Below are 13,188 nucleotides of genomic sequence, written 5' to 3' on the forward strand. Positions count from 1 at the left end.
ACTTCAACAACTGAGCTTTTTATCCTCTTTCAGACACAGAAATACTCGTGAAGCTTCAATCAATCCTACAAAGAATGCTTGATACCACATCATATTCATTGACAGAACCACCAACTAATATTACTATATGTTTAAACACTTAAACATATAGTTGTTGGAAGGATGATTTTTGTAATGAAGAAAACCGTACTTGTCACAGGCGGAACCGGCTATGTTGCAGCCTGGGTCGTTAAGGAACTTCTTGATGGCGGCCATGATGTAAGAATGACTGTCCGCGATGCATCGAAGACAGTAAAATACCAGCATCTCCTGGATGTGGAGAAACAATCTCCAGGAAATCTGACAGTCTATGAAGCGGATTTACTGAAAAAAGGGAGCTTTGATGAAGCTGTAAAAGGCTCTGAGTATGTTTTTCATACTGCTTCTCCTTTTTTCATCAGCGGATTTAAAGATGCTCAAAAGGAATTGATTGAACCGGCTTTGGAAGGCACGAAAAACGTTCTGGAGTCTGTCAGACGCTCACCTGAAGTGAAACGTGTTGTCCTTACGAGCAGTGCAGTGGCCATTTTTGGAGATAATGCGGATATGGAGGGCAAGTCCTCTTTTAATGAACAGGACTGGAACACAACAAGCAGTGTTTCACATCAGCCATACAGCTACTCAAAAACACTTGCTGAAAAGGCTGCCTGGGAAATGGCGGACAAGGAGCACTTTGATTTAGTCACCATTAACCCAACCTTTGTTCTTGGTCCGTCTCTTTCAAAACGCTCAGATTCAACGAGCATCAGCACGATTCTCGATCTTCTGAAGGGCGGATTTAAAAGCGGTGTGCCAAACTTAATCAACGGAACCGTTGATGTGCGCGATGTTGCAAAAGCCCATGTGCTTGCAGCCTTCACAGAATCTGCACAGGGCAGATACTTGATTTCAAATGAGGAAGCTTCCCTGCTTGATATGGCCCGAATATTTGAAGAGAACCGCCCAAATCACTATCCTCTTCCAAAACGCGAAGTGCCGAAGCCGCTCATCTGGCTGATTGCACCGAAAGTCGGCCTGACACGGAAGTATGTCAGCAAAAACGTTGGAGTTAATGCCCACTTTGATAATAGAAAAAGCATAGATGAACTTGGCATGACATACAGAAGTCTAAAGACGACACTGATTGATCAGAACGAGCAGCTTGAGGCTGACGGATTGCTTGCATAAAAAGACCAAAAAAGATGATTTCATGATGAAATCATCTTTTTTAATCATTGTTACCCTTTAAGGACGGAAGAGGAAATAGTCTTAATCTCCAACAATTCGATTGAATTACCATCTGGGTCTGAAATTCCTACTGAGGATTGACTTTCCTGTCTATTAATTCTCTGAATTTGTTTACCACCACACTGAGAAACTTTAGAAAGTACTTCTTCCAAGTTTGATACTTGTACAGTAAATTGGATATTATTTTTTTCGGATTTTATACCCAGCATTTCATTGGGGCAAAATAATATACCAATTCCCCCAATCTTCCCTTTATAAAATCTGAACTTCCCCACCTTGAAAGGACTCAAGTCAGCGTTTAAAAGTTGATTATAAAAATCAACCATCTCATTCTCTTGATTATAGGCAATTGTGATTTGCGAGATTGCAAAAGTTATTCCATTCATAACTGGCACCTCCATTTCTTACTCAGCAATACTGCACGTTTGTTGAATAAGTTGGGCATATTTTTAATCCTTTTATATATTCGATTTAACTCTCTTTTAATCCTTTTTCTCTAAAATGGGTAAGTCTTTTAATAAGTGAATTAGCATACCATATTCCAGCGTGACAATAGGCATTGTCATATAACAAAAACGTATGCGAATTGGGGTGAAAATTGAGGTAATAAAATGGCGAATATTCACCAGAATTCATGTATACCAAAGAAAAAACCGCAACTAATTGAGTTGCGGTTTTTCATGCTAATTTCTATGCTATTTGGCTTGAAGCAGCTTTGCATTTCTTTGAACATACGAAAAGAAAATCATGCCTGAAGCTCCAATCAGCAGCGTCATTCCCCAGAAAATGTTTGTATAAACAGCTGCGCCAGAAACACCATGCTGCCATTCAATCAAGAGACCTGACAGTGCGACACCAAATGCTCCGCCGAAAAATTGAATCAGCTGCATCAGGCCCATGCCCGAACCAATTTCATCCTCCGGCAGGATGCGGGATGCTTCGTTTGCAATGCTTGAGGTCAGGCTTGAAAAACCTGTGCTCATAAACATGTAGGCAACCAAAATCGCATATGGATTTTCTCCTGAAAACAAAGCCAGAATCAGCAGTGAAATCATGAGCATCACATGGCCAAAGGAAATTAACGGTATATTTCCGAATTTGTCGATAAGCCGCCCAATGAACTGTGCGGCAACCGCTGAAAGGATGGCACCCGGAAAAATAATCAGGCCGATGGCAGCCGGATCTTTTTCAAACAGCTCTGTCAGGATGATCGGCATCATAAAGAGCGCTGAAAAATGAAGAATAAATCCTGAAAACGCTGATAAAGCAAGCTTCACATACTGTCTGTTTTTAAACAGTGAAGGCTGCACAAACGGCAGGCTGACTTTGTGTATATGCCTCCATAAGAAATACAGGATGGCCAGCGAGCCAATGAGAAGAGGCACTGACATGGTGGATAAAAAGAGCAGCAGCCCCGTAACTCCGAGTCCTGTCAGCAATCCTCCGGCAGAATCGAAGTGTACCTTATGGACTTCCTCTTTAGGAAGCAGCTTTTTAAACAGGGGAAGAAGCAGGACAACAAATGCGGTGATGACAAATAAATAATTCCATCCAAGATAGGTTGTAATGGCTCCTCCAATAACGGGTCCAAGTCCAAACCCAAGCGATGCGGCAGACGAAATCAGCGACATCGCCTTTCCTCTTCTGGAAATGGGAATATATTTACCCGCCAAAACCATGGCAAGACCAGGCACAGCCCCTGCTCCCGCTGCCTGAAGAACTCTCGCGAATAAAAGCAGATAAAAGTTATGAGAAATAAAACCGATAATGGATGCTGCACCAAGCATGGCAAGCCCGACTGCAAGCAGCCTTGAGATCGGAATGAAATCTGATAAACGGCTGTACGTGAGAGTAGAGATGGCAAAAGCGATTGAGTATCCTGACACAATCCAGGATGCAGTGCCGGATGAAAGGCTCAAATCGCGAAGCACGCTCGGCAAAGCGACATTAAACATCGTCGTGTTCATCACAACGAGCCATACGGTTAAACTCCACAGCCATACAATTCTGTTTTCGTATTTTAAGCCAGGAACTGCTGGCGGTCTTTCTTCTATTATCGTTGACATTCTATCCCGCCCTCAGCTTTTATTTCGTATACCTAAAGAAATATATACTCTTACAGCCTGTATAGTCAACCGATTTGCTTCGACCTGCCCTTTAAAAAGACGAAAACCCCTTCTTAACAAGAAGAGGTCTCTTTTAAGCTTATTATTCGTTTTCTTTAACAGCAGATACTTGCCATTCAACACCATATTTGTCTTTAACCTGACCGTATGCAGGACTCCAGAATGTTTCCTGAAGAGGCATTGTGACATTTCCGCCTGCAGAGAGTTTTTCAAATACATTTTTCGCTGCGTCTGCTGAATCAATATGAATCGCAATAGAAAGCTGCGAACCGAGAGTATAAGGCATTCCGGGAAATGTATCTGACAGCATCATGAGGGTATCGCCTGTTTTAAACTGTGCATTCATCACACGGTCCTTTGCATCAGCGGGAATAGGATGATTCGGATCCTCCGGCATTTCCCCGAATGTTTGAATCGAAACAAGTTCAGCATTTAATGCATCTACATAAAACTTCACTGCCTCTTGACCATTTCCATTTGTTACAATGTAAGGATTTACTGATGTGATCATGTTACACCTCATCGTCATAAATTTAATAAGAACATTTGTTCTGTATTATCATACCATGTTCAGCTGCCTTTTGCTACACCCTTATAAAAAATACAATAAATAAAGCCCGTCCCTCTATTTCTCTAGAGGCGGGCTAATTTCCTTCAGAGTCAGCATCTTTTTTAAGTTACCTCACTCCGTACTTCTTCATACGCTTCTCATCTTTTGCATCCTTCACCACAAGCACGGCGTGAATGGCTCCCGGAAGATAAAAAATGAGCGTCAAAATCAGGTTAAGCAGCGCCTGAAACGGTCTGCCGACAAACAGCACGGCAACAGGCGGCAGTATAATCGCCAGTAAATAAAGCATCACATCACCCCGTTCTTTTCTTATCCGTTACATTTTACCCCGATTCTGCGGTTTAGAAACGGCAAAAAACACGGAGCACAAGGCTCCGTGTTCTGCTTTTACTTAGACATCCATTCTGTATGGAAAATGCCTTCTTTATCTGTACGCTGATAAGTGTGCGCTCCGAAATAGTCGCGCTGCGCCTGAATCAGGTTTGCAGGCAATGTAGCCGTGCGGTAGCTGTCGTAATAAGATAGGGCAGCTGAGAAGCTTGGTACCGGAACCCCTTGCTCTATGGCAACTGTCAGCACTTTGCGAAGAGCTCCCTGGTAGCTTTCTGCAATCTCTTTGAAGTATGGATCAAGCAGAAGATTTGCAAGCTCGCCGTCACGGTCATACGCATCTTTGATTTTTTGAAGGAAGGCTGCACGGATGATGCATCCGCCTCTGAAAATCATCGCGATGTCGCCGTACTGAAGATCCCAGTTGTATTCCTCAGAAGCTGCTCTCATTTGGGCAAAACCTTGTGCATAAGAACAAATTTTGCTCATGTAAAGCGCTTTTCGTACAACTTCGATCAGTTCTTTTTTATCGCCTTCATATGGTGTCACAGAAGGGCCTGAGAGAATGCCGCTCGCTTTTACACGCTCATCTTTCATGGCAGAGATGAAGCGGGCAAACACGGATTCCGTAATAATCGGAAGCGGAACACCTAAATCAAGGGCACTTTTGCTTGTCCATTTTCCAGTTCCTTTTTGTCCTGCTGTATCCAGAATCATATCAACAAGCGGCTTGCCTGTTTCATCATCTGTTTTTGTGAAAATGTCAGCCGTGATTTCAATCAGATAGCTGTCAAGCTCACCTTTATTCCACTCGGCAAATACTTCGTGGAGTTCCTGTGCAGATAGACCAAGAACATTTTTCAGAATGAAATACGCTTCTGAAATCAGCTGCATATCGCCGTACTCTATGCCGTTGTGAACCATTTTCACATAGTGGCCCGCACCGTCCGGACCGATGTAAGTTGTACATGGATCTCCGTCCACTTTTGCAGAAATCGCTTCGAAAATCGGCTTCACAAGTTCAAATGCTTCCTTTTGTCCTCCAGGCATGATGGAAGGTCCTTTTAGGGCTCCTTCTTCTCCGCCTGAAACGCCTGTGCCGATAAAGTGAATGCCGCTTTCGGCAAGCTCTTTGTTTCTGCGCTGTGTATCTGTGTAAAGCGTATTTCCTCCGTCGATCAGAATATCGCCTTTATCAAGATGAGGAAGAAGCTGTTCGATCGTTGCATCTGTTGCAAAACCGGCTTTTACCATAAGAAGAATTTTGCGCGGTGTTTCAAGAGACTGAACAAACTCTTCAATGCTGTATGTACCTGTCAGGTTCTTGCCGCTGTGTTCTTTCAGCATTTCTTCTGTTTTATCTGAAGAGCGGTTATAAACGGCCACCGAATAGCCGCGGCTTTCTATATTAAGAGCGAGGTTTTTGCCCATGACGGCCAAACCGATAACGCCAATTTGCTGTTTAGACATGTTTTTACTCCCTTTCTGTCCCAAATATCGTTGTGCGCATGAATATGCATTCCTTCTGTAAAATAACACAGTGTCCTTGCTTTTATCAAGGAAAGCGCCTTGTCTCATTCCCTTAAAAAATCTTTATTGAAACTTGTCCCGCTTGTTTTATCATCCTCCAGGCGGACCGCTTTCATCCCGCGTTTAATGATACTTTCGCCAAATTTTTTCTGGATGTCTTCAATCGTTTTAAAAAGCGGCTCTTTTTTTGCATCCTCCTGAAAAGAAAACAGATCCAGCTGTTTATAGGCATCTCCTTTTGGGACAAGGTCCTGGCACGTCACCCCGAGCAACCGTACCGGCTCTCCTGTCCAGTGCCTGTCAAAAATCTCTTTGGCGTGAGTGTACAGCTCTTCTTTTTCACCAAGCGGGTTATTGACTGTCCGGCTGCGGGTAAATGTGCTCCGGTCTGAGTAGCGGATCGTAATAAAGATTTTTGTTCCGAGCACCTCTTTCCGCTTCATCCGCATGCTGACTGACTGAGAGAGGCGGTTCAAAGTATCATAAAGGACGCGCACATCGCTTGAATCTTTGGAGAGAGTGGTAGAATTCCCTATGCTCTTAAAATCATTGATGCTGTCCGGATTGACTTCTCTGCTGTCTATGCCTTTTGCCCGTTTTTTCAGCCGTTCACCGTTTATGCCCAGGAGCTGTTTCAATGAAATCGGATCGGCTTCAGCCAGATCTTTGATTGTTTTGACGCCGATGGTGAGAAGTTTTTCTGCCGTTTTTTCCCCCACTCCGTGCATCTCGCCTGCTGGAAGCGGCCACAGTGTCTCATGAAGCTCCCTTTTTCTTAGGACGGTGATGCCAAGGGGCTTTTTCATATTGGAAGCCATTTTGGCAAGGAATTTATTTGGGGCAATTCCTATACTTGAAGGCAGAAGGAGCTCTTCAAGCAAGCGCTGCTGAATCGTTTTTGCCACTTGAAGGGGATTGCCTTCCTTCAGATATTCCGTCAAGTCCATATATCCCTCATCAATAGAGACAGGCTCAACAAGATCCGTAAATTCTCTTAACAGGTCAAACATCGCTCTTGATGCCTTCCGGTACCGGTCAAAATTCGGTTTCCTGACAATCAGTTCAGGACAATGGCGCTTCGCCTGCCACAACGGCATCGTTGTTTTCACGCCTCTGGCCCTGGCCTCATAGCTGCACGTCACAACAATACCCTTCCGCTCTTCCACATTGCCGGCGATGGCGAGCGGCTTTCCCCTCAGGTCAGGCTCAAACGCCATCTCAACAGATGCGTAAAAACTGTTCATATCCACATGGAGAATGACCCTTGGACCGCTCTGCTGCTTCATGCCGTTCAACTTCTTTCCAAACTGTTATAGTGCCTCAATTTTATCACAGTCAGCAGATGAACCGCTAATGATGGGGACGGAATTAGAAAAGCGCAAAAATTTGATCCTTTCTTACTTTTTATAAAACAATTGACAGACTCCCCTTATCACAAGTAAATTATATCTTGTGTGTTTTTATTGTCCGTCAAATTTCATAACAAGCTTAATCTTTTCAGAGCGGGGGAATCATGCATTTGGTAAGGCTCTTACCTTGGGGTGAATCCGTAAATGGAAGGGAACTCTCAATCCCGAATCCGACAGTTAACCTCGTATGCTTTATTGGGAGAAAGACTTTAATTGTGTATTAAAGACCTTTCTTACTTTAGATTGGTCTTTTTTTGTTTTTTCAGAATTCTTACATCTCAGAGGAGGTTCTTCTATGAAAAAAATTCGTTTGGGACTGGCTTCCCAAATTTTTATTGGTTTGACTTTAGGTATTTTAGTAGGTGTTGTCTGGTTTAATGACCCCCGAGTTGCCGCAGTTTTGCAGCCGCTTGGAGATTTGTTTTTGCGTTTGATCAAAATGATTGTCATTCCGATTGTTATCTCTAGCCTGATCGTTGGAGTTGCAGGTGCTGGGAATGGAAAACACGTTGGAAGACTCGGCGGAAAAACCATTCTTTATTTTGAAATCATTACAACTGTTGCGATTGTCCTCGGCGTATTGCTTGCAAACGTCTTTCAGCCGGGGCAAGGAGTTGACCTTGAATCTGCCCAAAAAACAGATATCCAGCAGTATGTCGATACATCTGAAGAGCAAAGTGAAAAATCGGTTGCCGAAACGTTTCTTCATATTGTTCCGACGAACTTCTTTAAATCTGTCGTAGAAGGCGATATGCTTGCCATCATCTTTTTCTCCGTCCTCTTCGGACTCGGCGTAGCAGCCATCGGAGAACGTGGAAAGCCGGTCCTTCAGTTCTTTGACGGTGTTTCTCACGCGATGTTCCACGTCGTCAACCTTGTAATGAAAGTGGCTCCTCTCGGCGTATTCGCCCTGATCGGAGTAACCGTTTCAAAATTTGGAATTGATTCATTGCTTTCTCTTGGAAAATTGGTTGTATTAGTATACGCTGCCCTGATTTTCTTCCTGATTGTAGTATTGGGAGCAGTTGCCAAATGGGCAGGCGTCAATATCTTTTCTCTGCTTCGCTACATTAAGGACGAGCTGCTGCTTGCGTTCAGTACATCAAGCTCAGAAACGGTCCTGCCCCGAATCATGGAAAAGCTTGAAAAGATGGGATGCCCTAAGGGAATTGTGTCCTTTGTCGTTCCTATCGGATACACGTTTAACCTTGACGGATCCGTACTCTATCAAGCGATTGCTGCCTTGTTCCTTGCACAGGTTTACGGCATCGAACTGACAATCGTTCAGCAATTGACACTGATTTTAGTCTTGATGGTTACGTCTAAAGGGATGGCTGCCGTTCCTGGAACATCCTTCGTTGTTCTGCTTGCCACTCTCGGAACAATCGGTATTCCGGCGGAAGGACTTGCCTTCATTGCAGGAGTGGACCGCATCATGGATATGGCCCGCACGGTCGTTAACCTTGTCGGCAATACCCTCGCTGCCATCGTGATGTCAAAATCCGAAGGCCAGTACAACCGGATTAAAGCGAATGAAGTCATGAAAGCAAGTGCATAAACAGGAAGAGCCCCCGGAAAATGGTCCGGGGGTTTTTTAGTTCTTCTTATACTTCTTGAATACGTATGTAAGCACTCCTCCAACAATCCCGATCATGGCAGCAACCGGTGCAGAAAACACAAATCCGAATGCTATTGCAAATCCGACTCCGGCACCTACGGACGGGTCCTCGTTAGGATAAAGTTCTGCAAAGAGTGCCAGCCCCAGTACAATAAGGATAAATGATCCAAACCCTGAAATTAAAAACCCCAGAAAAAAATGTTTCATGTTATGCTCCTCATGATTTTATTCATGTTCCCTACAGATTGAGTTTTTCCTTACCCTCGCATATCGTTCCTCGGTTTGCGAGGGTACGATTCGTACATTTGCTTACCCTCCCACATCGTTTCTCGGTTTGCGGGGGTACGATTCACTGCTTTGCTTACCCTCCCACATCGTTTCTCGGTTTCCGAGGGTACGATTCACAGCTTTGCTTACCCTCCACCCATTGTTTTTCGGTATCCGAGGGTACGATTCACCACTTTGCTTACCCTCCACCCATCGTTTTTCGGTATCCGAGGGTACGATTCACCACTTTGCTTACCCTCCACCCATCGTTTTTCGGTATCCGAGGGTACGATTCACAGCTTTGCTTACCCTCCACCCATTGTTTTTCGGTATCCGAGGGTACGATTCGCCGCTTTGCTTACCCTCTCACATCGTTTCTCAGTTTCCGAGGGTACGATTCACTCTTTAAATGACTCTCTAATGCTGCTAGCCGCAAGCTTCCTTCCACGAATACAAAAACACACCATCCCTTACAAGAATGATGTGCTCCGCTTGACCCTGATTACTTGCACTCTACTTTATCAAATCCAAACCGCTCCAGAAATTCATTGTAGGCTTCCATTCTGCCGAGGATTTTTCCTCTTTCGAGCTCTTCCATGTTCTCCTGGAGGAGTTTGCAGTTTTCTTCGGCTCTTGTTTTCACGTATGAGGCAATGGCACTTTCATTAAATGTATTCATTGTAATCACTCTCCTTAATATGGAAAATACCCATTGCAGGTCCAATACAAACACAGAGCCGAACATCGAAAAAGCCTTCCGTCCAAATGAACAGAGGGCTTGCTTGCTTTATTTCTTCCAGTTATTCCGGATAAATTCTTCTCTTCCGGATTCTTCGCGTTCCTGTTTGTATTTTTCAGGGTTTTTTGCGTAGAATTTCTGATGGTATTCTTCTGCCGGATAAAATGGAGCAGCAGGCAGGATCTCTGTCACGACAGGCTTTTGAAAGCGTCCGCTTGCGTCAATTTCCTGCTTCGTTTTTTCAGCCTTCAGCTTTTGCTCTTCTGTGTGATAGAAAATGGCTGTGCGGTACTGGCTGCCGCGGTCAAAGAACTGGCCCCCGTCATCTGTCGGATCAATCTGCGGCCAATAGAGCTCAAGCAGGGTGTCATAGGAAAAAACATCCGGATCAAAGGTGATTTCGACCGCTTCCCTGTGTCCTGTTTCACCTGTTTTGATTTGTTCATATGACGGATTTTCGAGTGTTCCGCCTGTGTAGCCTGAAACGACTTCAATGATGCCCGGCTGTTCGTCGAACGGCTTCACCATGCACCAAAAACAGCCGCCTGCAAATGTTGCCTTTTCTCTTCTTCCCATGATATGCACCTCTTTCTATGATGTAAAACAGCAGACACAATCCATGTGCCTGCCATCTTTTCTCTTATTCGCTTTTAGCTACTTCTTTGATTATTGATACCACAAGTTCAGCTGTTTTGACAAGTTCTTCGATCGGCATCTTCTCATTTGTCGTGTGGATGTCTTCATAACCGACAGCAAGATTGACAGTCGGAATATCAAAGCCGGCAATCACGTTGGCATCGCTTCCGCCGCCGCTTGTCTGAAGCTCGCTTGTACGGCCGATGTTTGCTGCAGCGCGCTTTGCCACTTCTACAACGTGATCTCCTTCGCCAAACTTAAAGCCAGGATACATCACTTCAATTTCAACTTCTGCACGGCCTCCCATTTCAGCTGCCGCACTTTCGAATGCTTCTTTCATTTTAGCTGTTTGGGCTTCCATTTTTTCAGGAACGAGTGATCTCGCTTCAGCCAGGATATTCACTTGGTCGCACACAATGTTTGTTTGCGTGCCTCCTTCAAATCGGCCGATGTTTGCTGTTGTTTCATGGTCGATTCTTCCTAGCGGCATTTTCGCAATGGCTTTTGAAGCAATCGTAATCGCAGAAATGCCCTTTTCAGGTGCAACACCTGCGTGAGCGGTTTTGCCGAAAATAGAAGCTCTCACTTTTGCCTGTGTCGGAGCAGCCACGATAATGGTTCCTACTTTTCCGTCACTGTCGAGGGCATATCCGAATTTAGCCGTCACTTTAGATCCGTCCAATGCTTTTGCGCCTACAAGACCGGATTCTTCTCCAACTGTGATGATGAATTCAATCTTACCGTGGGCGATGTTGTTTTCTTTCAGCACACGAACAGCCTCAAGCATAGCCGATAATCCTGTTTTGTCATCTGCCCCAAGAATCGTTGTACCGTCTGTTACAATGTATCCGTCTTTAATAGAAGGTTTAATTCCTTTTCCCGGAACGACCGTGTCCATATGAGATGTAAAATAAATCGGATCAATGCCGTCCTGTACAGCATCCAGCGTGCAGATCAGGTTGCCTGCACCGTGTCCAGTAATACTTGTTGTATCATCTTCTTCAACGCGGACGCCAAGTGCTTCAAACTTATCAGTAAGGACTTTGGCGATTTCTGTTTCGAATTTTGTTTCGGAATCAATTTGAACAAGCTCTAAAAACTCATTCACTAAACGTTCTTGATTAATCATCTTTGTTTCCTCCTAGGCTTAAAGCGGAATGTTTCCATGTTTTTTGGCAGGACGCTGCTCCTGCTTTGTGCGCAGCATCTCGAGCGCCTGAATAAGCTTTATTCTTGTATCGCGGGGGTCAATTACGTCATCGACCATCCCCTGGCTTGCTGCCACATAAGGATTGGCGAATTTTTCGCGGTACTCCTCGATTTTGGCTGCCCTCGTTTCTTCCGGGTTCTCGCTGTTTTCAATTTCTCTGGCAAAAATAATATTCGCAGCACCCTGAGGACCCATAACAGCAATCTCGGCATTCGGCCATGCAAAAACCAGATCCGCTCCGATCGACTTGCTGTTCAGCGCCACATACGCTCCGCCGTATGCTTTGCGGAGAATGACCGTAAGCTTTGGCACCGTTGCCTCTGAGTAGGCATATAAGATTTTTGCCCCGTGGCGGATAATTCCACCGTGCTCCTGTTTAATTCCCGGGAAAAAGCCGGTCACATCTTCAAATGTAATCAGCGGAATCTGGAATGAATCGCAGAAGCGGATGAATCTGGATGCTTTGTCAGATGAATCGATATCAAGCCCGCCCGCCATATATTTCGGCTGATTGCAGACAAGGCCCACAACTTCACCCTTAATGCGCGCAAACCCGACAACAATGTTTTTGGCAAAGTCTTTTTGAACCTCGTAAAAAGATCCTGCATCCGCGACTTCCTCAATGACCACTCTGACGTCATAGGGTCTAAGGGCATCAAAAGGAATGCAGTCCGTCAGGTTCGGCCTGTAGTCAGACTCTTCTTCATGCGGCAGAACCGGCGTTTTTTCCTGGTTGTTCTGCGGCAAATATGTAAGTAATTTTCGCACCTGGGAAAGCACTTCTTCCTCCGTCTGTCCGGAGAAATGGGCATTCCCGCTGATTGTATTATGTACTTTGGCCCCGCCCAGATCCTCTGAGCTGATTTTTTCTCCTGTCACGGTCTCAATAACCTTAGGTCCTGTTATGAACATCTGGCTTGTTTTTTCAACCATGAAAACAAAATCGGTGATGGCCGGAGAATATACGGCTCCGCCTGCACATGGGCCGAGTATGACAGATATCTGCGGAATGACACCTGAATAGATGGTATTCCGGTAAAAAATCTGCCCGTAGCCATCTAATGATACCACACCTTCCTGAATCCTCGCACCTCCGGAGTCATTCAGGCCGACGAACGGCGTTCCGCTTTTTGCGGCAAGGTCCATGACTGCAGCAATCTTTTTGGCGTGCATTTCGCCCAGGGCTCCGCCAAAGACCGTGAAGTCCTGCGAGAACAAATAAATCGGACGGCCGTTTACTTTTCCGTAGCCGGTCACAACCCCGTCCCCCGGCCCTTTTTTCCCGCTCAGCCCGAAATCGTTGCAGCGATGCTCAATGAAGGGATTCATTTCAACAAACGTTCCTTCATCCACCAGAAGGTCTATTCTCTCCCGTGCAGTCAGCTTGCCTTTTTCGTGCTGCTTATCAATGCGTTCATCTCCGCCGCCCATCTCAACTTCCCGTCTCTTGTCATACAGCTCGTTAATCTTCTCAAAGATATCAATG

Annotated in this window: 13 protein-coding genes and 1 riboswitch; of the genes, 2 read left to right on the forward strand and 11 right to left on the reverse strand. The window is 45.0% G+C overall.

Annotated features, from left to right (window positions below; genetic code table 11):
• Window positions 1–174: 174 nt before the first annotated feature.
• On the forward strand, window positions 175–1,206 hold the full coding sequence (locus JOJ89_RS13875; protein WP_242524617.1) for an SDR family oxidoreductase: 1,032 nt from the start codon (window positions 175–177) through the stop codon (window positions 1,204–1,206).
• A gap of 50 nt (window positions 1,207–1,256) precedes the next feature.
• Here JOJ89_RS13875 and JOJ89_RS13880 read toward each other — a convergent pair whose 3' ends face one another.
• The 6 genes from JOJ89_RS13880 to JOJ89_RS13905 all read right to left on the reverse strand — a co-directional run bounded on the left by JOJ89_RS13880 (window position 1,257) and on the right by JOJ89_RS13905 (window position 7,109).
• On the reverse strand, window positions 1,257–1,652 hold the full coding sequence (locus JOJ89_RS13880; RefSeq protein WP_203287950.1) for a VOC family protein: 396 nt from the start codon (window positions 1,650–1,652) through the stop codon (window positions 1,257–1,259).
• 309 nt (window positions 1,653–1,961) lie between these two features.
• Window positions 1,962–3,332 (reverse strand): MFS transporter, encoded by a 1,371-nt coding sequence (locus JOJ89_RS13885; protein WP_203287952.1) that lies wholly within the window; start codon window positions 3,330–3,332, stop codon window positions 1,962–1,964.
• 142 nt (window positions 3,333–3,474) lie between these two features.
• The gene (locus JOJ89_RS13890; protein WP_203287953.1) at window positions 3,475–3,903 is read right to left on the reverse strand and encodes a VOC family protein; all 429 of its coding nucleotides are present in this window, start codon (window positions 3,901–3,903) and stop codon (window positions 3,475–3,477) included.
• 166 nt (window positions 3,904–4,069) lie between these two features.
• Complete coding sequence (locus tag JOJ89_RS13895) at window positions 4,070–4,252, reverse strand: YqaE/Pmp3 family membrane protein (protein ID WP_203287955.1); 183 nt, start codon at window positions 4,250–4,252, stop codon at window positions 4,070–4,072.
• Between the two features lie 98 nt (window positions 4,253–4,350).
• On the reverse strand, window positions 4,351–5,763 hold the full coding sequence (gene gndA, locus JOJ89_RS13900; RefSeq protein ID WP_029279861.1) for an NADP-dependent phosphogluconate dehydrogenase: 1,413 nt from the start codon (window positions 5,761–5,763) through the stop codon (window positions 4,351–4,353).
• 104 nt (window positions 5,764–5,867) lie between these two features.
• The gene (locus tag JOJ89_RS13905) at window positions 5,868–7,109 is read right to left on the reverse strand and encodes a DNA polymerase IV (protein ID WP_203287957.1); all 1,242 of its coding nucleotides are present in this window, start codon (window positions 7,107–7,109) and stop codon (window positions 5,868–5,870) included.
• A gap of 189 nt (window positions 7,110–7,298) precedes the next feature.
• A riboswitch (cyclic di-AMP (ydaO/yuaA leader) is annotated at window positions 7,299–7,439 on the forward strand.
• An 88-nt stretch (window positions 7,440–7,527) separates the two neighbouring features.
• On the opposite strand from JOJ89_RS13905, the gene JOJ89_RS13910 reads away from it, so the two are divergent.
• The gene (locus JOJ89_RS13910) at window positions 7,528–8,790 is read left to right on the forward strand and encodes a glutamate/proton symporter GltT (RefSeq protein ID WP_203287959.1); all 1,263 of its coding nucleotides are present in this window, start codon (window positions 7,528–7,530) and stop codon (window positions 8,788–8,790) included.
• Window positions 8,791–8,826: 36 nt separating this feature from the next.
• On the opposite strand, the gene JOJ89_RS13915 is transcribed toward JOJ89_RS13910, so the two are convergent.
• The 5 genes from JOJ89_RS13915 to JOJ89_RS13935 form a co-directional block, all read right to left on the reverse strand.
• Window positions 8,827–9,057: a hypothetical protein gene (locus tag JOJ89_RS13915; RefSeq protein ID WP_203287961.1), complete on the reverse strand. Its 231-nt coding sequence runs from the start codon at window positions 9,055–9,057 to the stop codon at window positions 8,827–8,829.
• A gap of 562 nt (window positions 9,058–9,619) precedes the next feature.
• Window positions 9,620–9,796: a hypothetical protein gene (locus JOJ89_RS13920; protein ID WP_158001637.1), complete on the reverse strand. Its 177-nt coding sequence runs from the start codon at window positions 9,794–9,796 to the stop codon at window positions 9,620–9,622.
• Between the two features lie 108 nt (window positions 9,797–9,904).
• The gene (msrA, locus tag JOJ89_RS13925) at window positions 9,905–10,432 is read right to left on the reverse strand and encodes a peptide-methionine (S)-S-oxide reductase MsrA (RefSeq protein WP_203287963.1); all 528 of its coding nucleotides are present in this window, start codon (window positions 10,430–10,432) and stop codon (window positions 9,905–9,907) included.
• A 64-nt stretch (window positions 10,433–10,496) separates the two neighbouring features.
• Window positions 10,497–11,621, reverse strand: coding sequence for a M20/M25/M40 family metallo-hydrolase (locus tag JOJ89_RS13930; RefSeq protein WP_203287965.1), 1,125 nt, complete (start codon window positions 11,619–11,621; stop codon window positions 10,497–10,499).
• An 18-nt stretch (window positions 11,622–11,639) separates the two neighbouring features.
• Window positions 11,640–13,187, reverse strand: a complete 1,548-nt coding sequence (locus JOJ89_RS13935; RefSeq protein WP_203290355.1) for an acyl-CoA carboxylase subunit beta — start codon at window positions 13,185–13,187, stop codon at window positions 11,640–11,642.
• Window position 13,188 lies beyond the last annotated feature (1 nt).

It is taken from the genome of Metabacillus sp. cB07 (assembly GCF_016839225.1).
In the GTDB taxonomy this organism is placed as follows: Bacteria; Bacillota; Bacilli; order Bacillales; family Bacillaceae; genus Bacillus_P; species Bacillus_P indicus.

Coding starts and splice junctions, on each gene's coding strand:
- JOJ89_RS13905 (WP_203287957.1), bottom strand. CDS start 7,109: ATGAAGCAGCAGAGCGGTCCAAGGGTCATTCTCCATGTGGATATGAAC.
- msrA (WP_203287963.1), bottom strand. CDS start 10,432: ATGGGAAGAAGAGAAAAGGCAACATTTGCAGGCGGCTGTTTTTGGTGC.
- JOJ89_RS13930 (WP_203287965.1), bottom strand. CDS start 11,621: ATGATTAATCAAGAACGTTTAGTGAATGAGTTTTTAGAGCTTGTTCAA.
- gndA (WP_029279861.1), bottom strand. CDS start 5,763: ATGTCTAAACAGCAAATTGGCGTTATCGGTTTGGCCGTCATGGGCAAA.
- JOJ89_RS13885 (WP_203287952.1), bottom strand. CDS start 3,332: ATGTCAACGATAATAGAAGAAAGACCGCCAGCAGTTCCTGGCTTAAAA.
- JOJ89_RS13875 (WP_242524617.1), top strand. CDS start 175: ATGAAGAAAACCGTACTTGTCACAGGCGGAACCGGCTATGTTGCAGCC.
- JOJ89_RS13880 (WP_203287950.1), bottom strand. CDS start 1,652: ATGAATGGAATAACTTTTGCAATCTCGCAAATCACAATTGCCTATAAT.
- JOJ89_RS13895 (WP_203287955.1), bottom strand. CDS start 4,252: ATGCTTTATTTACTGGCGATTATACTGCCGCCTGTTGCCGTGCTGTTT.
- JOJ89_RS13910 (WP_203287959.1), top strand. CDS start 7,528: ATGAAAAAAATTCGTTTGGGACTGGCTTCCCAAATTTTTATTGGTTTG.
- JOJ89_RS13890 (WP_203287953.1), bottom strand. CDS start 3,903: ATGATCACATCAGTAAATCCTTACATTGTAACAAATGGAAATGGTCAA.
- JOJ89_RS13915 (WP_203287961.1), bottom strand. CDS start 9,057: ATGAAACATTTTTTTCTGGGGTTTTTAATTTCAGGGTTTGGATCATTT.
- JOJ89_RS13920 (WP_158001637.1), bottom strand. CDS start 9,796: ATGAATACATTTAATGAAAGTGCCATTGCCTCATACGTGAAAACAAGA.